The organism is Mordavella massiliensis (assembly GCF_016902415.1).
In the GTDB taxonomy this organism is placed as follows: Bacteria; Bacillota; Clostridia; order Lachnospirales; family Lachnospiraceae; genus Merdimonas; species Merdimonas faecigallinarum.
Genome location: NZ_JACJLV010000002.1, coordinates 46,605 through 71,671 on the forward strand (window position 1 = coordinate 46,605; position 25,067 = coordinate 71,671).

25 protein-coding genes, 1 other RNA gene and 1 riboswitch are annotated in these 25,067 nt (G+C 52.0%); of the genes, 22 read left to right on the forward strand and 4 right to left on the reverse strand.

The genetic code is table 11. The features are described 5' to 3' along the window. The first annotated feature begins 48 nt into the window (after positions 1-48). Positions 49-237: riboswitch (cobalamin riboswitch) on the forward strand. Between the two features lie 155 nt (positions 238-392). The 3 genes from H6A13_RS00845 to H6A13_RS00855 all read left to right on the forward strand — a co-directional run bounded on the left by H6A13_RS00845 (position 393) and on the right by H6A13_RS00855 (position 2,014). Further along, the gene (locus H6A13_RS00845) at positions 393-815 is read left to right on the forward strand and encodes a DUF4430 domain-containing protein (RefSeq protein ID WP_204907728.1); all 423 of its coding nucleotides are present in this window, start codon (positions 393-395) and stop codon (positions 813-815) included. A 6-nt stretch (positions 816-821) separates the two neighbouring features. Beyond that, entirely contained in the window at positions 822-1,337 is a 516-nt protein-coding gene (locus H6A13_RS00850) for a hypothetical protein (protein WP_204907729.1), read from the forward strand. 164 nt (positions 1,338-1,501) lie between these two features. Further along, positions 1,502-2,014, forward strand: a complete 513-nt coding sequence (locus tag H6A13_RS00855) for a YgjV family protein (protein ID WP_204907730.1) — start codon at positions 1,502-1,504, stop codon at positions 2,012-2,014. Between the two features lie 373 nt (positions 2,015-2,387). Here the strand turns inward: H6A13_RS00855 and H6A13_RS00860 are convergent, their stop codons facing one another. Next, on the reverse strand, positions 2,388-3,548 hold the full coding sequence (locus tag H6A13_RS00860; protein ID WP_204907731.1) for an FprA family A-type flavoprotein: 1,161 nt from the start codon (positions 3,546-3,548) through the stop codon (positions 2,388-2,390). Positions 3,549-3,667: 119 nt separating this feature from the next. Further along, positions 3,668-3,988, reverse strand: coding sequence for a DMT family transporter (locus tag H6A13_RS00865; protein WP_204907732.1), 321 nt, complete (start codon positions 3,986-3,988; stop codon positions 3,668-3,670). 255 nt (positions 3,989-4,243) lie between these two features. Between H6A13_RS00865 and cysK the strand changes: the two genes are divergently transcribed. From cysK to H6A13_RS00915, 10 genes are all read left to right on the forward strand, one after another. Then, complete coding sequence (cysK, locus tag H6A13_RS00870; protein WP_204907733.1) at positions 4,244-5,173, forward strand: cysteine synthase A; 930 nt, start codon at positions 4,244-4,246, stop codon at positions 5,171-5,173. A 20-nt stretch (positions 5,174-5,193) separates the two neighbouring features. After that, a complete protein-coding gene (locus H6A13_RS00875; protein WP_204907734.1) occupies positions 5,194-5,586 on the forward strand; it encodes a diacylglycerol kinase family protein in 393 nt (130 codons plus the stop codon). 50 nt (positions 5,587-5,636) lie between these two features. Beyond that, a complete protein-coding gene (locus tag H6A13_RS00880; protein ID WP_204907735.1) occupies positions 5,637-5,960 on the forward strand; it encodes a phasin family protein in 324 nt (107 codons plus the stop codon). Next, a complete protein-coding gene (locus H6A13_RS00885) occupies positions 5,953-7,536 on the forward strand; it encodes an ABC1 kinase family protein (RefSeq protein ID WP_204907736.1) in 1,584 nt (527 codons plus the stop codon). Before H6A13_RS00880 ends, H6A13_RS00885 begins: the two co-directional genes overlap by 8 nt. Before the next feature lie 18 nt (positions 7,537-7,554). Continuing rightward, on the forward strand, positions 7,555-8,070 hold the full coding sequence (locus H6A13_RS00890; RefSeq protein WP_204907737.1) for a transcription repressor NadR: 516 nt from the start codon (positions 7,555-7,557) through the stop codon (positions 8,068-8,070). 11 nt (positions 8,071-8,081) lie between these two features. Beyond that, the gene (locus H6A13_RS00895; protein WP_204907738.1) at positions 8,082-8,930 is read left to right on the forward strand and encodes a putative manganese transporter; all 849 of its coding nucleotides are present in this window, start codon (positions 8,082-8,084) and stop codon (positions 8,928-8,930) included. Between the two features lie 80 nt (positions 8,931-9,010). Further along, positions 9,011-9,436: a DUF6465 family protein gene (locus H6A13_RS00900; RefSeq protein ID WP_204907739.1), complete on the forward strand. Its 426-nt coding sequence runs from the start codon at positions 9,011-9,013 to the stop codon at positions 9,434-9,436. Positions 9,437-9,582: 146 nt separating this feature from the next. Continuing rightward, on the forward strand, positions 9,583-10,311 hold the full coding sequence (locus H6A13_RS00905) for an ABC-2 transporter permease (RefSeq protein WP_204907740.1): 729 nt from the start codon (positions 9,583-9,585) through the stop codon (positions 10,309-10,311). A gap of 108 nt (positions 10,312-10,419) precedes the next feature. Continuing rightward, entirely contained in the window at positions 10,420-12,024 is a 1,605-nt protein-coding gene (pckA, locus tag H6A13_RS00910; protein WP_204907741.1) for a phosphoenolpyruvate carboxykinase (ATP), read from the forward strand. 86 nt (positions 12,025-12,110) lie between these two features. Next, positions 12,111-12,938, forward strand: a complete 828-nt coding sequence (locus tag H6A13_RS00915) for a PHP domain-containing protein (protein WP_204907742.1) — start codon at positions 12,111-12,113, stop codon at positions 12,936-12,938. Between the two features lie 86 nt (positions 12,939-13,024). Here H6A13_RS00915 and feoB read toward each other — a convergent pair whose 3' ends face one another. Further along, positions 13,025-15,076 (reverse strand): ferrous iron transport protein B, encoded by a 2,052-nt coding sequence (gene feoB / locus H6A13_RS00920; protein WP_204907743.1) that lies wholly within the window; start codon positions 15,074-15,076, stop codon positions 13,025-13,027. Continuing rightward, a complete protein-coding gene (locus tag H6A13_RS00925; protein WP_204907744.1) occupies positions 15,069-15,302 on the reverse strand; it encodes a FeoA family protein in 234 nt (77 codons plus the stop codon). Before H6A13_RS00925 ends, feoB begins: the two co-directional genes overlap by 8 nt. Before the next feature lie 161 nt (positions 15,303-15,463). On the opposite strand from H6A13_RS00925, the gene H6A13_RS00930 reads away from it, so the two are divergent. From H6A13_RS00930 to ssrS, 9 genes are all read left to right on the forward strand, one after another. Further along, a complete protein-coding gene (locus tag H6A13_RS00930; RefSeq protein ID WP_204907745.1) occupies positions 15,464-16,297 on the forward strand; it encodes a putative ABC transporter permease in 834 nt (277 codons plus the stop codon). A gap of 262 nt (positions 16,298-16,559) precedes the next feature. Beyond that, the gene (locus H6A13_RS00935; protein WP_204907746.1) at positions 16,560-18,089 is read left to right on the forward strand and encodes an isopeptide-forming domain-containing fimbrial protein; all 1,530 of its coding nucleotides are present in this window, start codon (positions 16,560-16,562) and stop codon (positions 18,087-18,089) included. Positions 18,090-18,109: 20 nt separating this feature from the next. Further along, the gene (gene leuC / locus H6A13_RS00940) at positions 18,110-19,387 is read left to right on the forward strand and encodes a 3-isopropylmalate dehydratase large subunit (protein ID WP_204907747.1); all 1,278 of its coding nucleotides are present in this window, start codon (positions 18,110-18,112) and stop codon (positions 19,385-19,387) included. After that, positions 19,384-19,875 carry a 3-isopropylmalate dehydratase small subunit gene (locus H6A13_RS00945; protein WP_204907748.1) on the forward strand — a complete coding sequence of 164 codons (492 nt, stop codon included), beginning with the start codon at positions 19,384-19,386 and terminating at the stop codon, positions 19,873-19,875. The genes leuC and H6A13_RS00945 overlap by 4 nt, the downstream gene beginning before the upstream one ends. A gap of 31 nt (positions 19,876-19,906) precedes the next feature. After that, on the forward strand, positions 19,907-21,184 hold the full coding sequence (locus tag H6A13_RS00950; RefSeq protein ID WP_204907749.1) for a Na+/H+ antiporter NhaC family protein: 1,278 nt from the start codon (positions 19,907-19,909) through the stop codon (positions 21,182-21,184). A 12-nt stretch (positions 21,185-21,196) separates the two neighbouring features. Next, the gene (gene thrC, locus H6A13_RS00955; RefSeq protein WP_204907750.1) at positions 21,197-22,684 is read left to right on the forward strand and encodes a threonine synthase; all 1,488 of its coding nucleotides are present in this window, start codon (positions 21,197-21,199) and stop codon (positions 22,682-22,684) included. Between the two features lie 169 nt (positions 22,685-22,853). After that, positions 22,854-24,179: an MATE family efflux transporter gene (locus tag H6A13_RS00960; protein ID WP_204907751.1), complete on the forward strand. Its 1,326-nt coding sequence runs from the start codon at positions 22,854-22,856 to the stop codon at positions 24,177-24,179. 64 nt (positions 24,180-24,243) lie between these two features. Next, on the forward strand, positions 24,244-24,726 hold the full coding sequence (gene ybaK, locus H6A13_RS00965) for a Cys-tRNA(Pro) deacylase (RefSeq protein WP_204907752.1): 483 nt from the start codon (positions 24,244-24,246) through the stop codon (positions 24,724-24,726). Positions 24,727-24,787: 61 nt separating this feature from the next. Further along, positions 24,788-24,969, forward strand: a non-coding RNA gene (gene ssrS, locus H6A13_RS00970) — 6S RNA. Positions 24,970-25,067 lie beyond the last annotated feature (98 nt).

The following is a 25,067-nucleotide window of genomic DNA, read 5'->3' on the forward strand; positions in this document are numbered from 1 at the left end:
AACAGGGCGTTGTTTTTTCTGGAAAAATATGTTATAACTGAACATAGTTGAATGAAAGAAGCGACAGGTGTCAATTCAGGAAGCTGATTTGGTGAAAAGGGAAACAGGTGCAAATCCTGTGCGAACTCGTCACTGTAATCAGGGAGTGCGTAACCGGCAATGCCACTGAGAGATCGGGAAGGCGGATACGCATGATGATCTGTGAGCCAGGAGACCTGCCTGTTGCTGTACAGGATCTTTTCCAAACCACGAGTAACTGGTTGTACATCCGCCGCAAACTGCGGTAATCATGCGTGAAGTACGCCCGTTTCCCTGTGGAAGCGGGCGTTTTTGCTAAATGGAAATGGATTAGTACCTTTCAACTTCATCAAAGAAGAAAAGGAGAAAAGAAGATGCAGAAAAGCAAAAAGAAAATCTGGATTGCCCTGGCGGCAGTGATTGTGATCGCAGTTATTTTCGCAGTCGTTTATTTTGTTGCAGGGCCAAAGACAAAAGAAGGCTCCAAGACCTGTACCCTGGAGGTCATGGATGACGCCGGAGAGGTGACGTCTTATGAACTTTCCACTGATGTGGAGACGCTGCGTGAACTTATGGATGAAGCGGCGGAAAGCGAAGACTTCTCTTACGAGGGCGACGAGGATGATTACGGGCTGTACATCAATACCGTAAATGGCCTGACCGCAGATTATGATACGGACGGCGCATACTGGGCAATCTATGTCGACGGCGAGTACGGCCAGTACAGCGCGGACACCCAGCCGGTAGAGGACGGCGGAACATACCGTCTGGCTTACGAGGTTGCTGCCGGAGAGTAATGTCTTATGAATAGCAGGACGAAATGGAAAGCAAAAGATATTGTTCTGATCGGAATGATGACGGCCACAGTGGAAGCGGCAAAAACTGCGCTGGCATTTTTGCCCAATATCGAACTGGTGAGTTTTCTGTTTATTATTTACACCATCGTATTCGGTAAAAAGGCGCTCCCCGCCGTATTTGCATTCGTAGGCGTGGAATGCCTGGTGTGGGGGATGAACCTGTGGGTCATCAACTATCTGTATGTGTGGCCCCTGCTGGTGGTGATCACGCTGATCATGCAAAAAAGCGGATGCCGGCAGGCCCTTGTCTACGCAGTAATGAGCGGGGCCTTCGGCCTGGGATTTGGCGCGCTGTGCGCGATCCCCTACCTGTTTATCGGAGGGCCGGGGATGATGGTGTCCTGGTGGGTGGCAGGGATCCCCTATGACCTGATCCACGGAGCCGGGAACTTTGTCCTGTGCCTGGTCCTGTTCCATCCGATCCTGCGTGTCCTGGAAAAATGCAGCCGGATGCTGGACTAAAAAAGAGAAGAAAGCCTCATGGATGGCAGATGTATGCTGGTGTCCATGAGGCTTTTTGGCAATTCCGGCAGAAAAAAGAAAGATTCATATTGTATCCCGCAGCCATCTGCGATAATATTTGGAGTGGAGTTATCATTTTTACAATGAAAGAAGGAAAATCATTCATGAACCATATTATTTTGGGAAATATCATATCTTTTGCAGCGGCGGTGATGCTGCTACTGGGGTGCTGCACCACAGACACCCGCAAGATCTATACATATCAGATTGCGGAAAACGGGATTCTCTGCCTGTCGTCTGTAGTGTTTGGATCGTATTCGGGACTTGTGACCCTGTCTCTGGCGATCTTCCGGAATGTATTGATCATGGAAAATAAATATACCAGAAACTGGATGATTGGCCTGAGCATCGTGATCACGGCAGGCGGCGTGCTTTTGAACACCAAGGGGCTGGCAGGGCTTTTTCCGGTGCTGGCCACCCTGATCTGGACAGTTGCCAATTATTATTTCCGGGATGTATTTTGCGTGAAGATCTTTCTGCTGATCAATATTGCCCTGTGGACCATTTATTTCTTTGTGATCTGGGACTTTTCTTCCGGGATCGCCCAGGTGGTCATGGGTATCCTCTGCGTGATCTCCCTGTACCGGATTTCGGCGAGGAGGGTCCGGGAATCCTAGATTGTCAGAAAACGATAAAACTCAAGGTCAATTATACAACCAGTGGTGGCCAAAGGGGTGACATTACAGAAATCGGGGAGTATAATATCTTCAAATGAGTTTTACGGCAGAGGGGTATGGTCAGGACGATGATCGAAATGAGTCCGGTAAACGGGATAGAGATCGGACGGAAGCTTCTGCGTGCGGATCCGGACGTCTATCTTGTCTATCTGGCAGCCCACCCGGAGTATGAATTTGAAAGTTATAAGCTGGAAGTCGATCAGTATATTCTGAAGGAAGAATTCTGGCATCTTTGGGAATGTGTTTCGGAGTCTGGCAAAAAAATATGCTGCACGGCGCGAAGGTCAGTGCAGCATATTTCTTATCTTCTCAATTACTCCCGGCACAGTTCGTCTGCCATGGCTTCGATCTGTGCGCTGCTTTCAGCGTTCAGAGCGGATTTGATGGTGACTTCTGTCTCCAGCCAGGTGATGTTTTTGCTCTTTTCGAATTTCCCTTTCATGATCTTGTTAGCCAGAGGCGCCCAGGAGCCGTTCTCAATCAGGCCGATGGTGCGGTTCTGGTAGTTGCGTTCGGTCAGGTGATCGATAAAGTGCTTCATGAACGGGAAGATGTCGGCATTGTAGGTGGTGGTGGCAAGCACCAGTTTGCCGTAGCGGAAAGCGTCTTCTACCGCTTCGGTCATCTCGTCTCTTGCCAGGTCGCATACCACAACCTTGGGGCAGCCCTTTTCCCTCAGCTTGTCTGCCAGAAGTTCTACAGCAGCTTTGGTGTGGCCGTACACGGAGGTATAGGCGATCATGACGCCTTCGGACTCTGCCCGGTAGGAGGACCAGATGTCGTATTTCTCCAGATAATGAGCAAGATTTTCCTTTAATACTGGTCCGTGGAGCGGGCAGATGATCTGGATGTCCAGGTCTGCGGCTTTCTTTAATACGTTCTGTACCTGTGCGCCGTATTTGCCTACGATACCGATATAGTAGCGTCTGGCTTCGCAGTCCCAGTCTTCTTCTGTGTCCAGGGCGCCGAATTTACCGAATCCGTCTGCAGAGAAGAGGACTTTGTCAGTGCTTTCATAGGTCATCATAACCTCCGGCCAGTGTACCATGGGCGCAAAGACGAAGTGGAGTTCATGGGAACCCAGAGACAGGGAAGCGCCGTTTTCTGCCACCAGTTTTCTGCCTTCCAGATCCAGGTCAAAGAACTGGCCGATCATGGCAAATGCTTTGGCGGTTGCCACTACGGTGGTATCCGGATAAACCTTTAAGAAGGCTTCGATGCTGGCGGAGTGGTCCGGCTCCATGTGCTGGATCACCAGATAGTCGGGTTTGCGTCCGCCGAGTGCTTCGGCTACATTTTTCAGCCATTCTTCTGTAAAGAGGATATCTACGGTGTCCATGACTGCGGTCTTTTCGTCCAGGATCACATAGGAGTTGTAGGCCATTCCGTTGGGAACGGGATACTGTCCTTCAAAGAGGTCTACATGGTGGTCGTTGACACCCACATAGCGGATTGCTTCTGTTACTGTTGTCATATCGTAAGATCTCCCTTCATTTATGTCCATTCATTATAGAAAAGTTTCTGGTAACATTATAGGCGATAAACGCCGGAAAACCAAGTACAATATTAGAAACATTCTGTCCGGTCTTTTGCTTACGCGGCTGAGGTGGCCTTTAGCCCGATGATCCCGATGAGCAAAAGAGCCACGAAGAAGAGCCTCACCGGAGAGACGGATTCGTGAAAAAGGACGATACCTGCGATCACGGCGCCCAGGGCTCCGATGCCGGTCCAGACGGCGTAAGCAGTGCCAAGGGGCAGGACTTTGGTGGCCTGGGACAGAAACACAAAGCTGAAGATCATGCCGATCACGGTGAGGATCGTGAATTTCAGGACAGTAAATCCTTCGGAAAATTTCAGACAGGTGGACCAGAAGACTTCCAGCCCTCCGGCGATGACAAGATAAAACCATTCCATATTTTTTTCTCCTTTCAGATGGCAGAAAAGCCTGCCGGGAATATGAATTTTGCAAAAAGAAAAAGCGTCTGGACTGTATCTTCTATGGCCTAACGATACAGAGCAAGCGCTTCGATTACCCGGCGGCAAATAAACATTTTGTGAACTTTCGAATATAATTTAACAAATGGAATTGCCTTTGTCAATGATTTGGTCTATTATTTTAGGAAGAAGCAACGTGTTAAAAGGTATTTTTTCAGTAAGGAAGGTAAGACTATGATATATCACGACGTTTTGGAAGCTGTAGGAAATACACCCCTGATCCGGCTGAACCGGATGACAGATCCTGAGGATGCGGAAGTGCTGGTGAAGTTTGAGGCGGTGAATATCGGCGGTTCTGTGAAGACCCGCACGGCCCTGAATATGATTCAGGCGGCTGAGAAGGACGGCAGGATCGGGCCGGATACGATCATCGTGGAGCCGACAAGCGGCAACCAGGGGATCGGCCTTGCGCTGATCGGCGCGGTGAAGGGATATAAGACCCGGATCATTATGCCAGATTCTGTCAGTGAGGAACGGCGTAAGCTGGTGAAGAACTATGGGGCGGAAGTGGTGCTGATCCATGACGAGGGAAATATCGGCGCATGCATTGAGAAGTGTATGCAGACGGCCCTTCAGATGGCGAAAGACGATCCGAATGTCTTTGTGCCGCAGCAGTTTGAAAATGAGGCTAACAGCCAGGCGCACAGGGAACAGACCGGACAGGAGATTCTAAAGCAGGCAGGTAAGCCGATCCACGGATTCTGCTCCGGTATTGGCACCGGCGGCACCATCACCGGCGTGGGCGAGGCTTTGCGGGAGCAAAATCCGGATATCCTGATCTGGGCGATCGAACCGGAGCATGCGGCGATCCTCTCCGGTAAGGAAGTGGGAAGCCATATCCAGATGGGAATCGGAGACGGCGTGATCCCGAAGATCCTGCATCAGGATGTGTACCAGGACATCGTGATCGTGACCGATGAGGAGGCGCTTGCCACGGCAAGAGAGCTGGCGGCAAAAGAGGGCCTGATGTGCGGCATCACCGGCGGCACCAATGTGGCGGCGGCTCTTCGGATGGCGAAGAAACTGGGAAAGGGCAAGACGGTGGTTACCATCCTGCCGGATACGGCAGAACGCTATTTTTCTACCGAGCTGTTTGACGCGTAGGGAAAGTTAAGGTGACGGATATGAAACGAGAGAAAAAACCGCCGCTTCGCAAGACCTTTGGCTATGCTTTTGAGGGAATCCTGACCGGGATCCGCAAAGAACGCAACATGCGGATCCACACGGCGGCCATGATCCTGGTGGTGTTTTTCGGCACGGTTCTGGGGCTTTCTGCCACGGAGTGGTGTATCTGCCTGGTCCTTTTCGGACTGGTGATGGCGCTGGAGCTGGTGAATACGGCGGTGGAAGCGGTGGTGGATCTGGTAACGGAGGAGCGAAAGCCTCTGGCTAAGATCGCCAAAGATACGGCGGCAGGGGCGGTGCTGATCGCGGCCATCATGGCGGCGGTCAGCGGATGCATCATTTTTCTGCCGAAAATCTTAGAATTTGTTGAGGCTCTTGGGATCATCGGATGATTTCCCGGGCATCATGTAAAGGATAAAGCAAGTAGAAAGGAGAAAATCATATGGAAAACTTTGGCGATAACATTAAGAAAGTGATCCTTGCAGGGATCGGAGCGGTAGCAGTTACAGGAGAAAAGTCCAAAGAACTGTTGGACGAGATGGTGAAAAAGGGTGAACTGACCGTAGAGCAGGGGAAGGCCCTGAATGAAGAGTTGAAGCATAACATTAAGAAGACCATGAAAGATAAGGTAAATTTGTCTGTAAAGGCTTCTTCTCCCGAAGACCTGGATACTCTGCTGGATGAGATGACGCCGGAGCAGATCGCGCTGTTAAAGGAGCGGATCCAGGCAAAAGAAGAGTGTAAAGAAGAGGGTATGGATGAGTAAAGAACCAGCGACAGAGCAAAAAGGAAGGCTGCGGGAAATTACCGCGGTCCTGCGCAGGCACAGTATTACAAAGGGCGTGACGCCGGAAAAGCTGCGGCTGATCCTGGAGGATCTGGGACCAACCTTTATTAAGATCGGCCAGATTATGTCCATGCATTCGGACATTTTGCCCAAGCGGTACTGTGACGAGCTGATGCGGCTGTGTTATGATGTGGCTCCCATGCCGTTCCCGGAAGTGGCGGAGGTGATCGAGACCGCTTATGGCTGCCCCTTCTATGAGGTGTTTGCGGAGATCGATGAGACGCCGCTTGGTTCGGCGTCGATCGCCCAGGTGCACCGGGCGGTGCTGCTGGATGGAAGCCCTGTGGTGGTGAAGGTCCAGAGAAAAGGGATCTATGAGACCATGGCCAGGGATATTGCGCTTCTTCATAAGGCGGTGAAGCTGGTGCCGCCGGTGAGCATCAAGGGCATGGTGGACCTGAACATGGTGCTGGATGAACTGTGGAGCGTGACCAGGGAAGAGATGAACTTCCTGACGGAAGCGGCCAATATGGAAGAATTCCGCAAGAATAACCAGGATGTGGCTTATGTGGATACGCCCAGGATCTATCAGGAGTATACCACCATGCAGGTCCTGGTGATGGAGTTTGTCGAAGGCTGCGGCGTCAATGATAAGGAATATCTGCTGGAAAATGGGTACGATCTCCAGGAGATCGGCAGCAAGCTGGTGGATAATTATATCAAGCAGGTCATGGAGGACGGATTCTTCCATGCGGATCCCCATCCGGGCAATGTAAAGATCCGGGAAGGTAAGATCGTCTGGATGGACATGGGCATGATGGGGCGCCTCACCGACCGGGACAGGGAACTGATCGGGCGTGCGGTGGAAGGCATAGCCATGAACGATATCGGCGTCATCCAGGATGTGGTGATGGAGCTGGGAGAGTTTAAGGAAAAGCCGGATCCCAGCGTATTGTATGAAGGGATCAGTGAGCTGATGAGCAAGTACGGTTCCCTGGATCTCGGGCAGATCGATATCGCGGAAGTGATGATGGATCTGATGGAGGTCATGAAGGAGAATAAGATCATCATGCCGCACGGGCTGACGATGCTGGCCCGGGGACTGACGCACATGGAAGGTGTGCTGGCGGATATTGCCCCGGACATTAATATGATCGAGATCGCCTCCCGGCGGATGGCGGGCAGGTATCTTCTGGGAAGGGACTGGAAGAAGGAGCTGAAAAACAGCGGCAAGACCATTTTCCGGTCCATACATAAGGCGCTGGATATCCCTGCGCTTGTGTCAGATATGCTGCACGGATATATGAAAGGACAGACCAAAGTGAATCTGGACCTTCATGCGTCTGTGGAACTGGAGCGGCTTTTGCGCCGGATGGTCCGGAATATTGTGATGGGCCTGTGGGTGATGGCCCTTCTGATCAGCTCCAGTATTATCTGTACGACAGATATGAAGCCGAAGATCATGGGGATCCCGGCTCTGGGAGCTTTTGGGTATGTGATCGCATTTTGTATCGTCATGTACGTATTTCTCAAGCATATATTTTCGCGGAAATAACGGGAGATGGATTTGGGTATGACAGGAACAGACAGAAGAAATGATATGATCCGGCGGATCCGGGAAAGCAACAGCCCGGTCTCCGGCGCTGCGCTGGCGGCCTGTTATCAGGTGAGCCGGCAGGTGATCGTGCAGGATATCGCGCTTTTGCGGGCGGCCGGTTATGAGGTGATCTCCACCAACCGGGGATATGTGCTGGCCGGGACCGGGGAGGTATCCCGGCTTTTGAAGGTGTGCCATACGGACGACCAGCTGGAGGCGGAGCTGTGCGCGGTGGTGGATCTGGGCGGCTGCGTGAAAAATGTGGTGGTGCAGCACCGGGTGTATGGGCGTCTGGAAGCGGACTTGAATATTCGGTCCCGGAGAGATGTGGGGCGGTTTCTGGAGGATATGCGAAGCGGCAGGTCCAGTCCGCTTAAGAATATCACTTCCAATTATCATTACCACCTGATCACGGCAGACAGCGAGGAGACGCTGGATCTGATCGAGCAGGTGTTGAAAGAAAAGAAGATACTGGTAACGGTTGACGGCTAGAAAGGAATCGAATGGAAATTTTATTGCATACATTAGAGCACGCATGCGCGGACTGTCTGCGCATGCTGCCGTTTTTATTTGCGGCTTTTTTGCTGATCGAGGGCCTGGAGCATTACTCGGGAAAGCACAGCGCAAGAATCATGGAAAAAGTAGGGAAGGCGGGGCCTGTTGTGGGCGCGGCTGCAGGCTGCGTGCCGCAATGCGGGTTTTCCGTTATGGCGGCGAATCTGTACGCAGGCGGGGTCATTTCCGTGGGAACCCTTCTGGCGGTGTTCCTCGCCACTTCCGATGAGGCGGTGCTGATCCTCCTTGGGAATCCGCAGTATGCCCCGGAGGTGGGGCGTCTCCTGGCGGTCAAGGTGGTGATCGCCATTGCAGGCGGGTATGTGGCGGATCTGTGCCTGAAAGACCGGCTGTCCGGGAAAAAGGAAGAGGGCATCCTGTGCGTAAACTGCGGCTGCCATGCAGATCACGCGGGGATCCTGATGCCGGCCTGGAGACATACCTTTCGATTGTTCCTCTATCTTTTTCTTTTTACCTGGATCCTGGATCTGTGCGTGGAGATCTTTGGCATACAGGGGCTTTCCGAATTTCTGCTGGGAGATACGGTATTCCAGCCAGTGATCGCCGCGGTGATCGGACTGATCCCCAACTGCGCGGCTTCGGTGATCTTAACAGAGCTTTATCTTAGCGGGGCGATCTCCTTTGCTTCTGTGGTGTCCGGGTTGTGTACCGGGGCGGGGGCCGGGCTGATCGTGCTCTTTAAAGTGAACCGGAACCGGAAAGAAAACGTAAAAATCATGATTATGCTGTATATTGTGGCTGTTGCGGCAGGATTGTTGTTGCAGTTTGTCAATTGATTCACAATTGCTTTTTTTTTACAATGTGTTATAATAATTCATGGTCAGGCAGAAACCTGGCAAATTGAGGAGGAATTATCATGGCTACAAAAAAAGCAAGTACAAGTACAGAAACAAAGAAAACAGCGACTGTGACAAAGGCTGCAGAGCCAGCTAAGACTCCCGCGGCAAAGACAACGACCGAGAAGGCAGCAGTAAAGACAGAAGAGAAGAAGACTACAGTAAAAGCGGCGGAAGAGAAGAAAGCGCCGGCTAAGGCTGCTGCAAAGAAGACGACAGCGAAGAAGACCACAGCAAAGAAAGACATCAAGGTAAATGCGATTGTGGAATATTACGGACAGCAGATGGATGAAAAAACGATTGTTGCAAATGTAAAGAAGGCATGGACAAAGTCCGGCAGAAAAGTCGGAGAGATCAAGACCATGGATCTTTATATCAAGCCGGAAGAGAGTGCGGTATACTATGTGATCAACGGTGTTGATACAGGAGCGGTTGCACTGTTCTAAAAGGTGTACATGCGGAGCGCCCGGATCTGGGGCGCTCTTTTTTTTCGGAAAACTTTACTGATCGGGGATTTACTGGTATAATAAGGGAAATAAAAATTGGAGTATACAAAGCGAGATAAGAATAAGGGACAAAGGAGAATAAAAAGATGGAACAGTTAAGTGGAATTCAGGAGCAGCTGAACCAGATCGTGGAGGGGCAGCAGCTGAATGTATTCGCGGAAGGCGGAGCGGCAGTCGGCGTAGGAGCCGCGGCGGCGGGTATCGTGGTCGGACTGCTGATCTGTTTCTTTGGATTGAAGCTTGTGAAGTTTCTGGGAGCCCTGGTGGGCTTCTTTGTGGGCGCTCTGATCGGAGCGGTCATTGCCCTGGTGGCCGGGCTGGACGGGCTGGCCTTTGCAGGAGTCGTAGTGGCGGCCGGTGTAATCCTGGCGGTGCTTTCCTGGTTTTTGTACCGGATCGGCGTATTTTTCCTGGTGTTTCTCCAGGTGCTGGGAATCGCTTCTTCCATCCTTCAGCCCCAGTCGGTGGTGCTGACAGGGGTATGTGCCGTGGCGGCTCTGGTGGTTGCGATCCTGGCTGTGATCTATGTGGAGCCGTTTGTGATCATCGTGACCGGGCTGAGCGGAGGCGTGACAGCGGGAACCAATATCGCGGTCCTGGCCGGACTTGGGGAAAACGTCTGGATCGGTATTGGAATCGGCGCAGTCATTGCGGTGATAGGAATAATCGTTCAATTTATGATGCATTCCAGAAGGGTTGGAAAGAAGGAGAAAAATTTCTCCGAACAGGTGAAAGAGCAGGATTCTATGGAGTCTGAGGTGGAAAAGATGCGTCATCTTCTGGATGACGATGAAGACGACGATTTGCAAGATTAGAGTTAAAAACTTGCAAAATGAAAGTTTACTTGTTGATTTTTTGTCAATCATCCTGTATAATGTGAGACGAATGAACTATAATAAAGAAAGAAAGAGGTAGAGCGAATCATGTCAAAGATCGATTTAACACAGTACGGTATCACCGGAACAACAGAAATTGTTCACAATCCTTCTTACGAAATGCTGTTCGAGGAAGAGACGAACCCGAATCTGGAAGGTTTTGACAAGGGACAGGTCAGCGAGCTTGGCGCGGTCAATGTTATGACCGGTATTTACACAGGCCGTTCTCCGAAAGACAAATACATTGTGATGGATGAAAATTCCAAAGACACTGTATGGTGGCCGACAGAGGAGTATCCCAATGACAACCATCCGGCAACCCAGGAAGCATGGGACGCAGTAAAGAAAATTGCCCAGGAAGAGCTTTCCGGCAAACGCCTTTTTGTAGTTGACGCATTCTGCGGCGCCAACAAAGATACACGTATGGCGATCCGTTTCATTATGGAAGTTGCATGGCAGGCTCACTTCGTTAAGAATATGTTCATCCGCCCCACAGAGGAGGAGCTGGAGAACTTTGAGCCGGACTTCATTGTATACAATGCGTCCAAAGCGAAAGTGGAGAATTACAAAGAGCTTGGCTTAAGATCCGAGACTGCGGCGATGTTTAATATCACAAGCCGCGAGCAGGTGATCGTGAATACCTGGTACGGCGGAGAGATGAAGAAAGGTATGTTCTCCATGATGAACTATTATCTGCCGCTGAAGGGCATTGCTTCCATGCACTGCTCTGCCAATACAGATATGAACGGCGAGAATACCGCGATCTTCTTCGGACTTTCCGGAACAGGCAAGACCACCCTTTCCACAGATCCGAAGAGACTGCTGATCGGCGATGACGAGCATGGCTGGGACGACAACGGCGTATTTAACTTCGAGGGCGGCTGCTATGCGAAGGTAATTGATCTTGACAAAGATTCTGAGCCTGACATTTACAATGCGATCAAGAGAAACGCGCTGCTTGAGAATGTCACCCTTGATGCAGAGGGACACATTGATTTCCATGATAAGAGCGTGACAGAGAATACCCGTGTTTCCTATCCGATCGACCATATTGAAAAAATCGTGCGTCCGGTATCCGCAGCTCCGGCAGCGAAGAACGTGATCTTCCTGTCTGCAGATGCGTTCGGCGTACTTCCTCCGGTATCTGTACTGACTCCGGAGCAGACAGAATATTATTTCCTGTCCGGCTTTACAGCAAAGCTTGCAGGAACAGAGCGCGGCATCACAGAGCCGACACCGACCTTCTCCGCATGTTTCGGACAGGCGTTCCTGGAACTGCATCCGACCAAGTATGCAGAAGAGCTGGTAAAGAGAATGAAAGAAAGCGGAGCCAAGGCTTATCTGGTGAACACCGGATGGAATGGAACCGGCAAGCGTATTTCCATTAAGGATACCCGCGGCATCATTGACGCGATCCTGAATGGAGCGATCCTGACAGCGCCGACCAAGAAGATTCCTTACTTCAACTTTGAAGTGCCCACAGAGCTTCCGGGAGTTGATCCTGCGATCCTGGATCCGCGCGATACTTATGCAGATGCTTCTGAATGGGAAGCAAAAGCAAAAGATCTGGCAGCAAGATTTATCAAGAATTTCAAGAAATACGAAAGCAACGAGCTTGGCAAGGCTCTGGTTGCTGCCGGCCCACAGGAATAAAACAGATTTCCCCGGCGTAATGCCGGGGATTTTTGCCCTGTAAAATGATTTAGAGCGCTTGGAGCTTGAGTAAAGGAGGCATACCTATGAAGCTGGATATGCATTGTCACATTAAAGAAGGCTCTCCTGACAGCAAAGTATCACTGGACGAGTATATTACGAAGCTGAAGGAGCATGGATTTGACGGGATGCTGATCACGGATCACGACACCTATAAGGGCTACCGTCACTGGAAATATGATATGAAGGGAAAGGTCCATGAAGATTTTGTGGTTTTAAAAGGGATCGAGTACGATACCTGCGACGGAGGCCACATTATCTGCATTATGCCGGAAGGGGTGAAGATGCGCTTGCTGGAGCTTCGCGGGCTGCCGGTGGCGGCGCTGATCGATTTTGTGCACCGTCACGGCGGGATCCTTGGCCCGGCACATCCCTGCGGGGAGAAATATCTGAGCTTTACCAATACCAAGAAATATTATCAGGCTCCGGAGATCATGAAACGGTTTGATTTTATTGAGGCATTTAACGCCTGCGAGCAGGAAGATTCCAATGCCTGCGCCATGAAACTGGCCAAAAAGTATAAGAAGCCGGGGATCGGCGGAAGCGATGCCCATAAGATCGAATGCGTTTCCATGGGATATACGATCCTGCCGGAGTATGTGACCTGCGAGACAGAACTGATCTCACTGATCCGGCGGAAAGTGCCGATCGAGGCCGGAGGCACGTACTATGGCAAGACCACCCGGGAGAAAATGGGCAAGGCAGGAAAGCTTCTGACCTATTCCTTCTGGTTCTACAATAAGGGCGGAGAGCTGCTCCGCAGGAAAAAGCGCAAAGAAAAAGGCGAGGTGGAAAACCCGCCGTCGCCGATCGATCCGATCGAAATTCCGTATCTGCAGAAACATACGCGGTAGCAAATGGGGACGTAGACCTTTTGCAAAGGTCTACGTCCCCATTTGCATTTTGCCGTGTACCTAATCGGCATTCAGGGTGTACCGCGTTAAATAAATAACAATATCAGATGATAGATGAGTGTGCTCATGATCCATGCGATGCCAAGCTGGAAGAGGATAATCCCGATGGTGGACTTCCAGCTGTGGAGTTCCCGGTGCATGGTGCCGATGGTGGCGGTGCAGGGGATGTACAACAGGCAGAATACCATCATTGCATAGGCGTTTGCGGCGCCGAAGCCCATGGAGGCCAGGGTGGCGGCCATGGCGCTCATGCCGTGGGCGGTGGTGATGTTCTGGATCCCGAAGAGTACGCTGCAGCTGGAAACGACGACTTCTTTTGCCGCGATTCCGGAGATGAGCGCTACAATGATCTGCCAGTAGCCAAGGCCTGCAGGCCGGAACAGTGGAACCGCCAGTTTACCGATCATGGCGCCGAAGCTCTGGGAGATGTCGGTTACGTATCCGGAGGGGCCGAAGTTCAGGATCACCCACAGGATAACGGAAGCTACGAAGATCACAGTTCCTGCTTTGGTCAGGTAGTCTTTGATCTTCTGCCAGACATAGATGGCGATGGTCCGCGCATTTGGCGATTTATATTCCGGCAGCTCGATTAGCAGGGAGTGGGACGCCTTGCTCCCGTCTATTTTTGACAGGATAAATGCAGTGGCAATGGCGGTCACGATCCCCAGCAGATACAGGGAATAGCAGACCAGCATGGCATTTTTTCCGAAGAACATGGAGGAAAACAGCACGTAGATCGGAAGCCTTGCGCTGCAGGACATAAACGGGGTGACCAGGACGGTTTTGAACCGGTCTTTGGGGTCTTCCAGGGTCCGGGAGGCCATAACGGCCGGAACGGAGCAGCCAAATCCCAGGAGCAGCGGAAGGAATGCGCGTCCGGACAGCCCCAGTTTGCTCATGATGTCGTCCATGACAAAGGCAACCCGGGACATGTAGCCGCTGTCTTCCAGGATGGCAAGCGCCAGGAAGAGAATGAAAATGTTGGGCAGGAAGGTCAGAATGCCGCCCACGCCGGAGATCACGCCGTCCAGGATCAGGGACTGGAGCATGGCATTGACGTGGATTCCGGTCAGGAAGTTTCCTACTGCGCCGGAGAACATTTCCAGCAGAAGTTCAAAATATCCTTTCAGCCAGTCGCCGATGGCAAAGGTCAGGAAAAAGACCAGCGCCATGATGGCAAGGAAGATGGGAAGTCCAAGCAGCCGGTGGGTCAGGAAATGATCGATCCTGTCTGTAAAAGCGGCTTTCTGGGATTTGTTGACCAGAACCTCGCCGATGACTTCTTCGATAAAATCATATTTCTGATTGATGATTTCTTTTTCATAACTGCGGTCCGCAATGCCGGTAACATCAATGGGATACTGGCTTGTGACGCTCTCGTCCGCCTCCAGGTATTTGATGGCGTGCCAGCGTTTATTTTCCAGATCCGGATATGTTTCTTTCAGACGCACGATGATGGCATCGATCTTGTCCTCGATCTCGTCGGTGTATACCATGGCATACTCGGAATGATGGTCGTGCCTGTGGGAGGAATGAAGGCCGGGATGATGATGGATCAGAGGCCCCTGGGCCTGCATCTCGCTGTGGTGGGCCACCGCGTGCATCAGGATGGAGAGACCGGATTTTTTTCTGGCGGAAACCGGGATGGCAGGTACGCCAAGCATCTCCGGAAGCCGGTGAAGATCCAGCTCCATGCCCCGCTCCTCCACGATATCCATCATGTTCAGAGCCAGTACAACTGGTTTCCCGAGTTCCAGAAGCTGCAGCGTCAGATAGAGGTTGCGTTCCAGGCTGGAGGCGTCGATCACATCTACGATCACGTCCACTTCGTCGCTCATGATGCATTCCCGTGAGACCGTCTCCTCCATGGAATAGGACGTCAAGCTGTAAATGCCGGGCAGGTCGATGAGACGGAACTCCTGTCCCTGATAGTAGGTGGTGCCTTCTTTTTTTTCTACGGTTACGCCGGGCCAGTTGGCAACCTTCAGGTTTGCCCCGGTAAATGCGTTGAAAAGCGTGGTTTTTCCACAGTTTGGATTGCCGATAAATCCGACGTTGATGCTCTTTTTGCTATTCATGGTCTGCAGCCTCCGTTACTTCAATGTGTTCGGCGATGCTGCGCCCCAGAGCGAACCGCGTTCCCCGGAATCTTGCCGTCATGGCCCCTTTTTTGTCATTATTTATAATGGTGATCAAAGACCCCTCTGTCAGCCCCAGGGCTTCCAGCCGCCGTTCCAGATCCAGAGAAGTGTGGATGGATCTGACGCGGTAGGTCTGATTGCTTTTGCCTTGTTTGAGTGTCATGTCCTTTCATCTCCTGTGATTATTGATAACATTTATCATTAGCAAAATGATTATATCACCAATTGACGGGGATATCAATTATGAAGTATACTCTGGTTTATCAGAAAATGTATGACCGGCGGTGAACGCTGTTTTGCCGGAGCGGGCGGAAAGGAAGACATATGACATTGTATGAGATGCTGCTGTATTTTTTCATCTATGGGATTCTTGGCTGGTGTACAGAGGTGGCATTTGCGGCGGCAAAAGAACGCAGATTTGTAAACCGGGGATTCTTAAACGGGCCCATCTGCCCTATCTACGGCGTAGGGGTGGTGACGGTGACGGCGTTTCTGGATCCGTTGAGGGACCAGTGGGTGCTGCTGTATCTGGCGTCCACGATTTTGGTGACTCTGATCGAGGGCCTGACAGGCTTTGTGCTGGACCGCCTCTTTCATCATAAATGGTGGGATTATACGGGGATGCCTTTTAATATCGGCGGTTATGTGTGCCTGGTATTTTCCCTGGTGTGGGGCGTCGCCTGCGTGACCATTGTAAAGGTGGTCCATCCGGTGGTCCGGGATCTGTGCCTTCTGCTGCCCCATGTCCTGGGGATCCTGATCCTGACGGGCTGCGTGTGCGCCATGGCGGCGGACCTTCTGGTAACGGTAAACAGTATCCTGAAGTGGAACCGGCAGCTGGATGCCCTGGATAAGGTCGCTGCGGATCTGCGGGAACTGTCCGGCCGCATGGGTGAGAATATCTATGAAAATGTAATGGACGGCATCGAGATCCACGAGAAGCTGGACGCAGCCAGGGAGGAGCGCAAAGAGGAGCGCAAAGAACAGCTCACAGAACTTCGCCTGCAGGCGGAAGAACTGCGGGGCAGATACCGGGAACTGGCAGAGAGAAGTATCCGGGACGGCCGGCGTATCGTCCGGGCCTTCCCTACCATGCAGTCCAGGCGGCATAAAGAACTTCTGGAGCGTATCCGGGCAAGAGTCCACGAAGGAAAATAGCCGGAGATTTCCGGTAAAAATTTTGGCTTTGAGAAAGGATTTCTGTATTGACAAAATGCAGAAATCCTTTTATGATAAAGGCACTCGTCTAAGAAAATTCTTTATTCATTTATTTCAATGGGGATTCCCCCAGAGCAGGAAGTTTCATTCCGGTTTTCCAAAACGAGAAGAACAACACAGAAGGAAAGGAGGGCGGCAGGTGTTTTTTGTGTACCTTTGATTTGCGGGTACAGATTATTTTTATTGAAAAGGAGATGGATCTATGATTACAGGAAAAAAAGAATATCGCGGCTGGCTGTTTCTTTTGTGTGCAGTTTTTCTGGCTGTTCTGGCGGCTGTGGCAAGAGGAGGACTGACAGCCGAGGCAGCGGAGGTGTCCCTGGTGCGGGGAGACCGGGTGGAGTATATCGGGTATTCCACCTATTACTACTACATTGACGGCAATCTGGCTTACTGCCTGGAGCCTGACAAGACTTCGCCGGGGAACGGAACTTATGCTTCCGGCGAGATGAGCTCCGATGAACTTTTGGCAAAGGCGATGTATTATGTGTACGGCGGCCCCGGGTTTGATACGCATATCAAGCCTTCCCTTACCGGCGGGTGGGACGCCCCGGACCGGTCCTACTGCCTGTCCCACTGCATTTTGTCTTATATTTATGACGGCTGCGATCCGAACAGCGCAGGATTTATCGGGTTGAATGAGGATATCAAAGGGGCGGTGATCACGTTTACGGAGCATATCAGGAACCTTCCGCCTGTGCCGGATCAGGAGTTTTCGCTTTCAGCAGCGGAAGCCACTGCCTATTATAGCCCGGAGGAAAAATGCCAGAGAACAGATCTGATCACCTGCCAGGGAGATACGTCCAATTCGGTGACCTTCCCGCTGGCGGAAGGGATGACACTGGTCAATGTGACCCGCCAGACCAGGGACCAGGGAACTGTGACGGTCTATGGCGGCGACCAGTTCTATCTGGCGGCGGACGTGGCGTATGAAAATGGCGGCGCCTGGGACAGCGGCCAGATAAAGGCGTCCCTGGATAAAAGCTGGCGGACCCTGATCGTGGAGACCGGCGGCAGCAGTCAGGATATGGGAAGCGGCCACCTGATCACTGTGGAGCCTTCCAGCGTGTCTCTGAAGGTGAAATGGCTGGAAAAACCGGAACTTACCATCACAAAAGAGGCGGATAAGACGGATAAGAAGTATCAGGTAGGAGATCTGATCACCTATACGACAGACGTGACCCAGCGAATCCAGAATGCAGTGGCCAAAAATGTGGTGATCACTGACACGATCCTGACGGAAGGGGTCAAGCTTCAGAAGAATTCGGTGGTCCTTCTGGATGCAGGGGCAAATCCTGTCCGGGACGCGCAGATCCAGGTGACCGGGAACAGCTTTACCATCCGGGCCGGTGAATTTCTGCAGTGGGAAGAGCTGGGCGAAAAGTATACCGTGGAGTATCAGGTGATGATCACGGACGAAGCGCTGATCGGAAAAGAGATTGAAAATGAGGTAGTAGTGCGGGCGGATAATGCGGAAGAAGAACGGGACCGGGAGATCGTAGAAGTGCCGGAGCCGGAACCGGAACCCGAACCGGAACCAGAGCCTGAGCCGGAACCGGAGCCTGAGCCGGAACCAGCGCCGGAACCGGAGCCCCAGGTGGAAGAGATGACAGTAAAAGCGCCGTCTGTGAAGACCGGAGACGAATCCGGCTTGACCCTTCTTGTGGTCTTGCTGATTCTTTCTTGCGCCGCCGTCTTTATCTGTGTTAAAATACCCAGTAAGACTAAGTAGAAAAAGAGGAGGTTGTCGCAATGGGAATGACAATGACGCAGAAAATACTGGCGGCTCATGCAGGTCTTGATCATGTGGAGGCAGGCCAGCTCATCGAAGCGAAGTTAGACATCGTGATGGCAAATGACATTACCGGGCCTATGGCTCTTCCGATCATCCGCCAGATGTCGGATCACGTATTCGATAAAGATAAAGTGGTGTTTGTGCCGGATCATTTTACTCCGAATAAGGATATCAAGTCTGCGGAGAATTCAAAAGCGATCCGTGAATATGCAAAGGAACAGGGGCTTTCCTGGTATTTTGAGCAGGGAAAATCCGGCGTGGAGCATGCGATCCTTCCGGAGGCCGGCGTGGTGACAGCCGGGGAATGTATCATCGGCGCGGATTCCCACACCTGTACCTATGGAGCGCTGGGCGCATTTTCCACAGGCATGGGGACAACGGACGTGGCAACCGGCATGGCGACCGGAGAGATCTGGTTTAAGGTGCCAAGCGCCATCAAATTTGTCCTGACCGGAAAGCCGGGAAAATATGTCAGCGGAAAAGATATCATTATCCATATCATCGGCAGGATCGGCGTAGACGGAGCCCTGTACCGGTCCATGGAATTTACCGGAGACGGCATTGCGCATCTGTCCATGGACGACCGGTTTACCATGGCAAATATGGCGATCGAAGCCGGGGCAAAGAACGGGATCTTCCCGGTAGATGAAACGGCCCTTGCCTATATCAAAGAGCATTCAAAGAAGCCGTATACCATTTATGAGGCGGATGCGGACGCTCCTTATGACGAAGTGATCACCGTGGATCTTTCCGAAGTCCGTCCGACCGTGGCATTCCCGCATCTTCCGGGCAATGCAAAGACCATCGACGAGGTGGAGGCAATGGAGCCCATCAAGATCGACCAGGTTGTGATCGGATCCTGTACCAATGGAAGAATGGAAGACATGCGCAAAGCGGCGGCCATCCTGAAGGGGCAGACCGTGCACCGGGATGTACGCGTTATGGTCGTTCCCGCGACCCAGAAGATTTACAAGCAGTGTGTGGACGAAGGTCTGGTAGACATTTTTGTAGACGCAGGCTGCGCGGTGAATACGCCAAGCTGCGGCCCTTGTATGGGAGGCCATATGGGAGTCATGGCTGCAGGAGAGAAATGCGTATCCACCACCAACCGTAATTTTGTCGGCCGTATGGGCCATGTAGATTCCCTGATCTATCTTGCGTCACCGGAAGTGGCGGCTGCAAGCGCGATCGCAGGTTATATTGCAAATCCGGAGAAAGTAGGTGACAGATCATGAGAGCGGCAGGACATGTATTTAAATATGGAGACAATGTAGATACGGATGTGATCATTCCGGCAAGATACTTAAATTCTTTTGATGCAAAAGAACTGGCAAGCCATGCGATGGTGGACATTGATCCGGATTTCGTGAAGAAGGTGCAGCCCGGCGATATCATTGTGGCGAATAAGAATTTTGGCTGCGGTTCTTCCAGAGAGCATGCGCCGCTGTGCCTGAAGACGGCGGGAGTCAGCTGCATTATCGCGGAAACTTTTGCAAGGATCTTTTACCGCAATGCCATTAATATCGGACTTCCGATCATCGAATGCCCGGAAGCGGCAAAAGGGATCGAGGCCGGCGACGAGGTGGAAGTGGACTTTGACAGCGGCAAGATCTATGACCGTACCAAAGGAACGGAGTATCAGGGACAGGCTTTCCCGGAATTTATGCAGAAACTGATCGCTGCAGGCGGTCTGGTAAATTATACGAACAGTAAGAAAAAGTAAGAAAAAATAAGAGATAAAAGAGGGTAATGGTATGAGGGAGCAGAAAGGAAATGTGGCGGCGCTGCTGCCGATCGGCGTATTTCTGGTGATCTTTCTGGGATCCGGGATCGTCACCGGAGACTTTTACGCCATGCCGGCGATCGTCGCATTTCTGATCGCCCTGCTGGCGGCATTTTTACAGCACCGGGAACTGGGATTCCAGGAAAAGATCCGGATCGTCACCAGAGGCGTGGGCGATGAAAATATTATCACAATGAGTCTGATCTTCTTGAGCGCCGGAGCATTTTCCGGGGCGGTTACCGCTGCGGGCGGCGTGGACAGTACGGTCAATCTGGGCCTGTCTGTTCTGCCGGCTCATATCGCGGTGGTGGGCCTTTTTGTGATCGGCTGCTTTATCTCCGTGTCCATGGGAACTTCCATGGGGACGATCGCGGCTCTTGCGCCGATCGCTGCAGGGATCAGTGAAAAGACAGGGTTTGCCATGGCTGTCTGCATCGGAGCCGTGGTCTGCGGCGCCATGTTTGGCGACAATCTGTCCATGATCTCGGACACCACGATCGCGGCAGTAAAGACCCAGGGATGCGAGATGAAGGACAAGTTCCGGGAGAACTTTAAGATCGTGCTTCCGGCGGCGCTTCTGACCGTGGTGATCTTCTGGGTGGTGACAAGAAACGGCAGTTTCCAGATGACAGAAGAACTTCCCTATCATGTGGCCCAGGTGATCCCCTATCTGGTGGTCCTGGTGGGCGCGCTGATCGGGATCAATGTGTTTGTCGTCCTGGTGACCGGAACGGTGCTGTCTTTGGTGATCGGCGTGGCAACCGGAAGCCTGGCTGCAGGGGAAATGTTTACCGCAGTAGGCGACGGTGTGACGGGAATGTATGATATTACCGTGATCTCTATCGTTGTGGCGTGTATCGTGTCTCTGGTAAGAGAATACGGAGGGATCCAGTTTATCCTGGATCTGATCCGGAAAAGGATCCGCGGAAAACGGGGAGCAGAGGCCGGTATCGCGGGCCTTGCCCTGCTGGTGGATCTGTGTACGGCGAACAATACGGTGGCTATCGTAATGGCCGGACCGATCGCAAAGGAGATCAGTGAGGAATTTCATGTAACGGGCAGGCGTTCGGCTTCGCTTCTTGACATCTTTACTTCCGTGGGCCAGGGACTGATTCCGTACGGAGCCCAGCTGTTGTCTGCGGCCAGCCTGACCGGGCTGACGCCTTTTGAGATCATCCCGTATCTGTACTATCCGGTACTGATGGGGATCAGCGCGATCCTGTTTATTGTTTTTATGAAAGCAGAGTAAAAGGGTGAAAAGATGGAACTGTATTACAAGAGTACGAGAAATTCAGATCTTAAGGTCAGCGCTTCTAAGGCGATTCTGACCGGGCTTGCTCCGGACGGCGGACTGTTCGTGCCGGAAAGGATCCCGGCGCTTGCGCTTTCCATCGAAGAATTGGCGGCCATGGATTATCAGGAGACCGCCTGCGCACTGATGCAGAAGTTCTTCACAGACTTTACGGAGGAGGAACTGAGAAGCTGCGTAGAAAAAGCCTATGATGAGAAGTTTGATACAGAGGAGATCGCGCCGCTTGCGAAAGCGGACGGGAACTACTATCTGGAGCTGTTCCACGGAGCAACCATCGCATTTAAGGACATGGCGCTGTCGATCCTTCCGCATCTGATGACCGTTGCAGCAAGAAAGAACCATGCGGATAAGGAGATCGTCATCCTGACGGCCACCTCCGGCGATACGGGGAAGGCGGCCATGGCGGGATTCGCGGATGTGGAGGGAACCAGGATCATTGTCTTTTATCCCAGAGACGGGGTCAGCAAGGTGCAAAAGCTGCAGATGGTTACCCAGAAGGGAAGAAATGTGGATGTAGCGGCGATCCGGGGAAACTTTGACCAGGCCCAGAGCGGAGTGAAGGCTCTGTTTGAGGACCGGGAGTTTGCAGAGGAACTGGCGGCGCACGGCTATCAGTTTTCTTCTGCGAATTCGATCAATATCGGACGGCTGGTGCCGCAGATCGTCTATTATGTGTATGCGTATGCCAGGCTTGTAAAATACGGCGAGATCTGTCCGGGGGACCTGGTAAATGTAGTGGTTCCGACCGGCAATTTCGGCAACATCCTGGCCGCTTATTATGCAAAGCAGATGGGGCTGCCTCTTGGCAGGCTGATCTGCGCGTCCAATGAGAATAAAGTACTCTATGATTTTTTCCGGACCGGCACCTATGACAAAAACCGGGAGTTTGTTTTAACGACGTCTCCTTCTATGGATATCCTGATTTCCAGTAATCTGGAGCGGCTCCTGTATCTGGCCGCAGGCGAAGACGCAGCCGGGACCGCGGAAAGGATGCGTAAGCTTCAGGTTTCCGGAAGATATGAGATCACGGCAGCTATGAAGGAACGTCTTGCGGACTTTGACGCCGGGTATGCGGATGAAAGAGAGACTGCAGAGGAGATCCGCCGCCTTTATGAGAAGACCGGCTATGTGATCGACCCGCATACTGCGGTTGCGTCCCATGTCTGCAGAGAGTATCAGAAGCGTACCGGCGACGGGCGTCCCTGCGTGATCGCGTCAACGGCAAGCCCATATAAATTTGCAGGAAGCGTGCTTTCTGCCATTGACCCGGCCTTTGGAGCCAAGGATGAGATGGAACTCCTTGCCGATATGCCGTCTGTTTCCGGCCGTGAGACGCCTATGGCTATCCGCGAGATCCGGGAAGCGGAGGTCCTGCATAAGACAGAATGCGATCCGGAAGATATGAAGGAGTGCGTTAAAAGATTTTTAGGGATGTAGAGCGTCCGGCTTCTGATTCCGCGCTTGACAATTTCAGAAAGAGGAAGTAAGATATTTCTCGGAAAATGTGTCGTGGATTTTTCCGGATTTTATCGTCTTTTCGCCACACAGCTATCATGAACTGGTAACTGTGTGGCTTTTTTTGAGAAGAAACACAGCAGGAGGAAGTATGAACGAGAACTTTATGAAAGAAAAACCGGTGCTGCCATTGATCCTGTCGATGTCCCTGCCCATGGTACTGTCTATGATGGTCAATTCCCTGTACAATATTGTGGACAGCTTTTTCGTGGCGCAGATCAGCGAGGACGCTATGACAGCTTTGTCTCTGGTTTATCCGGTACAGAATTTTATCAACGCCATCGCCATTGGCTTTGGCGTGGGAATGAACGCGGTGATCGCTCTGCATCTGGGGGCCGGAGATGAGAAAAAGGCCAATATGGCGGCGACCATCGGTACGGTGCTGTCCATGGTGCACGCCGTCATACTTACCATCGCGGGGATCGCGATCATGCCCGGATTCCTGCGGATGTTCACCTCCTCGGAGACGGTGATCGATCTGGGGATCCGGTATTCAACGATTGTATTTTTATTTACAACGGCGATCATGCTGGGTCTGGTGTTTGAAAAGGTATTTCAGGCAGTAGGCGCCATGAAGGTTACGATGGTAGGGCTGACCTGCGGATGCGTTGCCAATATCATCCTGGATCCTGTGATGATCTTTGGCCTGGGGCCGTTCCCGGCCATGGGGATCGAGGGGGCGGCGCTTGCTACAGGACTGGGACAGGTGCTGTCTCTGGTGATCTACATCGGCGTATATGTGATGCGCCCCATCCGGGTCAAGATCCGCAAAGAATATGCGGTGCCGGAAAAGTGGATGGTCTTAAGGCTTTATTCCATCGGGATCCCGGCCACGCTGAATCTGGCGCTGCCGTCTCTTCTGATCTCAGCGCTGAACGCGATCCTTGCGGCGTTTTCAGAAGTATATATTCTGGTCCTTGGCATCTACTACAAGCTGCAGACCTTCCTGTATCTGCCGGCGAACGGATTCGTCCAGGGAATGCGCCCGCTGATCGGATTCAATTACGGGGCGGGAGAAAAAGGCAGAGTCCGACAGATATACCGCATTGTCCTTTTCATGAGCGGGATCATCATGATTTTTGGCACCCTGATCTGTCTGGCAGTACCCGGACCGTTGATCGGACTTTTCACCCACAGCCAGGAGACCATACAGGCCGGAGAAAGCGCGCTTCGCATCATCAGCGCCGGCTTCGTCGTGTCTGCAGTTTCCGTTACGTCGTCCGGGGCGCTGGAGGGACTGGGCAAAGGCGTGCCATCCCTTGTCATCTCCCTGTTCCGGTATGTGCTTATCATCATACCGGCCGCTTTTCTCCTCAGCCGGATCTTCGGCGCGGCAGGCGTATGGAACGCCTTCTGGATCGCGGAACTTGTCACGGCGCTGGTCGCCTATGGGGTATACCGGAAAGCGGCAAAATAGAGACTGGAACATTTGGGACAGCCGGAGTATAATCTACGGTATAGAAAGGAAGAAGGAGAGCAGCATGGGAAAAAAGGAAGAAAAGACAAATGTGATGCGGATCCTGGATCAGAAGAAGATCGAGTATCAGAGCCATAATTATGTATCCACCGGCGCGGTCAGCGGCCTGGAGGTGGCAGAGGCTCTGGGAGAGGATCCGGACCGGGCGTTTAAGACCCTGGTGACTGTGGGAAAGTCTAAGGAGCACTATGTATTTGTTGTGCCGGTCAGCCGGGAACTGAACCTGAAAAAAGCCGCCCAGTGTGTGGGAGAAAAAAGCATCGAGATGATCAAATCCAAAGAGCTTCTTCCGCTGACCGGGTATGTCCATGGCGGATGTTCCCCCATCGGGATGAAGAAGCAGTTTGTGACGACCATTGACAAAAGCGCGGAACATTTTGACAAGATCATGTTCAGCGCCGGCAAGATCGGATATCAGGTGGAAGTAAGTCTTGCGGATCTGAAAAAGGTGATCCGGTATCAGCTGGGCGATATTACGGAAGAGTAGCGTAAGATTCTTTTCCCAGACAGTTGTAAAAAACGGGTAAATGGGTTATAATATCTTCAGTGGAAACCTGGGATGTTCGATATCCCCCGTAATTTTGAACCTACATTACTTTAAACGGGACTCTTATATCTCTGTAATATGTCAGGCCTCCGTTTTGGAAGAGGAAGGCAGAAAAGCAGATGCGGACACCCACCTAGCTGTGGCTAGGAGTCAAAATACGGGAAACGGCATTCCGGGGACTATACCAAAGATGAGGCAGTCGCTTGCGCGGCTGCCTTTTTACGTTACAGGAGCGCTCCCGGATTCATATCCCGGGACGTCTCGTCATAGGATGAAAGGAA

What these genes read in the sequence shown, in the direction of transcription:
- H6A13_RS00900 (WP_204907739.1), top strand. Translation starts at nt 9,011, where the DNA reads ATGGCTACAAAAAAAGCAAGTACAAGTACAGAAACAAAGAAAACAGCG.
- H6A13_RS00935 (WP_204907746.1), top strand. Translation starts at nt 16,560, where the DNA reads ATGATTACAGGAAAAAAAGAATATCGCGGCTGGCTGTTTCTTTTGTGT.
- leuC (WP_204907747.1), top strand. Translation starts at nt 18,110, where the DNA reads ATGGGAATGACAATGACGCAGAAAATACTGGCGGCTCATGCAGGTCTT.
- H6A13_RS00905 (WP_204907740.1), top strand. Translation starts at nt 9,583, where the DNA reads ATGGAACAGTTAAGTGGAATTCAGGAGCAGCTGAACCAGATCGTGGAG.
- ybaK (WP_204907752.1), top strand. Translation starts at nt 24,244, where the DNA reads ATGGGAAAAAAGGAAGAAAAGACAAATGTGATGCGGATCCTGGATCAG.
- H6A13_RS00890 (WP_204907737.1), top strand. Translation starts at nt 7,555, where the DNA reads ATGACAGGAACAGACAGAAGAAATGATATGATCCGGCGGATCCGGGAA.
- H6A13_RS00880 (WP_204907735.1), top strand. Translation starts at nt 5,637, where the DNA reads ATGGAAAACTTTGGCGATAACATTAAGAAAGTGATCCTTGCAGGGATC.
- feoB (WP_204907743.1), bottom strand. Translation starts at nt 15,076, where the DNA reads ATGAATAGCAAAAAGAGCATCAACGTCGGATTTATCGGCAATCCAAAC.
- H6A13_RS00895 (WP_204907738.1), top strand. Translation starts at nt 8,082, where the DNA reads ATGGAAATTTTATTGCATACATTAGAGCACGCATGCGCGGACTGTCTG.
- cysK (WP_204907733.1), top strand. Translation starts at nt 4,244, where the DNA reads ATGATATATCACGACGTTTTGGAAGCTGTAGGAAATACACCCCTGATC.
- H6A13_RS00850 (WP_204907729.1), top strand. Translation starts at nt 822, where the DNA reads ATGAATAGCAGGACGAAATGGAAAGCAAAAGATATTGTTCTGATCGGA.
- H6A13_RS00960 (WP_204907751.1), top strand. Translation starts at nt 22,854, where the DNA reads ATGAACGAGAACTTTATGAAAGAAAAACCGGTGCTGCCATTGATCCTG.
- H6A13_RS00915 (WP_204907742.1), top strand. Translation starts at nt 12,111, where the DNA reads ATGAAGCTGGATATGCATTGTCACATTAAAGAAGGCTCTCCTGACAGC.
- H6A13_RS00925 (WP_204907744.1), bottom strand. Translation starts at nt 15,302, where the DNA reads ATGACACTCAAACAAGGCAAAAGCAATCAGACCTACCGCGTCAGATCC.
- H6A13_RS00930 (WP_204907745.1), top strand. Translation starts at nt 15,464, where the DNA reads ATGACATTGTATGAGATGCTGCTGTATTTTTTCATCTATGGGATTCTT.
- H6A13_RS00865 (WP_204907732.1), bottom strand. Translation starts at nt 3,988, where the DNA reads ATGGAATGGTTTTATCTTGTCATCGCCGGAGGGCTGGAAGTCTTCTGG.
- thrC (WP_204907750.1), top strand. Translation starts at nt 21,197, where the DNA reads ATGGAACTGTATTACAAGAGTACGAGAAATTCAGATCTTAAGGTCAGC.
- H6A13_RS00945 (WP_204907748.1), top strand. Translation starts at nt 19,384, where the DNA reads ATGAGAGCGGCAGGACATGTATTTAAATATGGAGACAATGTAGATACG.
- pckA (WP_204907741.1), top strand. Translation starts at nt 10,420, where the DNA reads ATGTCAAAGATCGATTTAACACAGTACGGTATCACCGGAACAACAGAA.
- H6A13_RS00845 (WP_204907728.1), top strand. Translation starts at nt 393, where the DNA reads ATGCAGAAAAGCAAAAAGAAAATCTGGATTGCCCTGGCGGCAGTGATT.
- H6A13_RS00860 (WP_204907731.1), bottom strand. Translation starts at nt 3,548, where the DNA reads ATGACAACAGTAACAGAAGCAATCCGCTATGTGGGTGTCAACGACCAC.
- H6A13_RS00875 (WP_204907734.1), top strand. Translation starts at nt 5,194, where the DNA reads ATGAAACGAGAGAAAAAACCGCCGCTTCGCAAGACCTTTGGCTATGCT.
- H6A13_RS00950 (WP_204907749.1), top strand. Translation starts at nt 19,907, where the DNA reads ATGAGGGAGCAGAAAGGAAATGTGGCGGCGCTGCTGCCGATCGGCGTA.
- H6A13_RS00885 (WP_204907736.1), top strand. Translation starts at nt 5,953, where the DNA reads ATGAGTAAAGAACCAGCGACAGAGCAAAAAGGAAGGCTGCGGGAAATT.
- H6A13_RS00855 (WP_204907730.1), top strand. Translation starts at nt 1,502, where the DNA reads ATGAACCATATTATTTTGGGAAATATCATATCTTTTGCAGCGGCGGTG.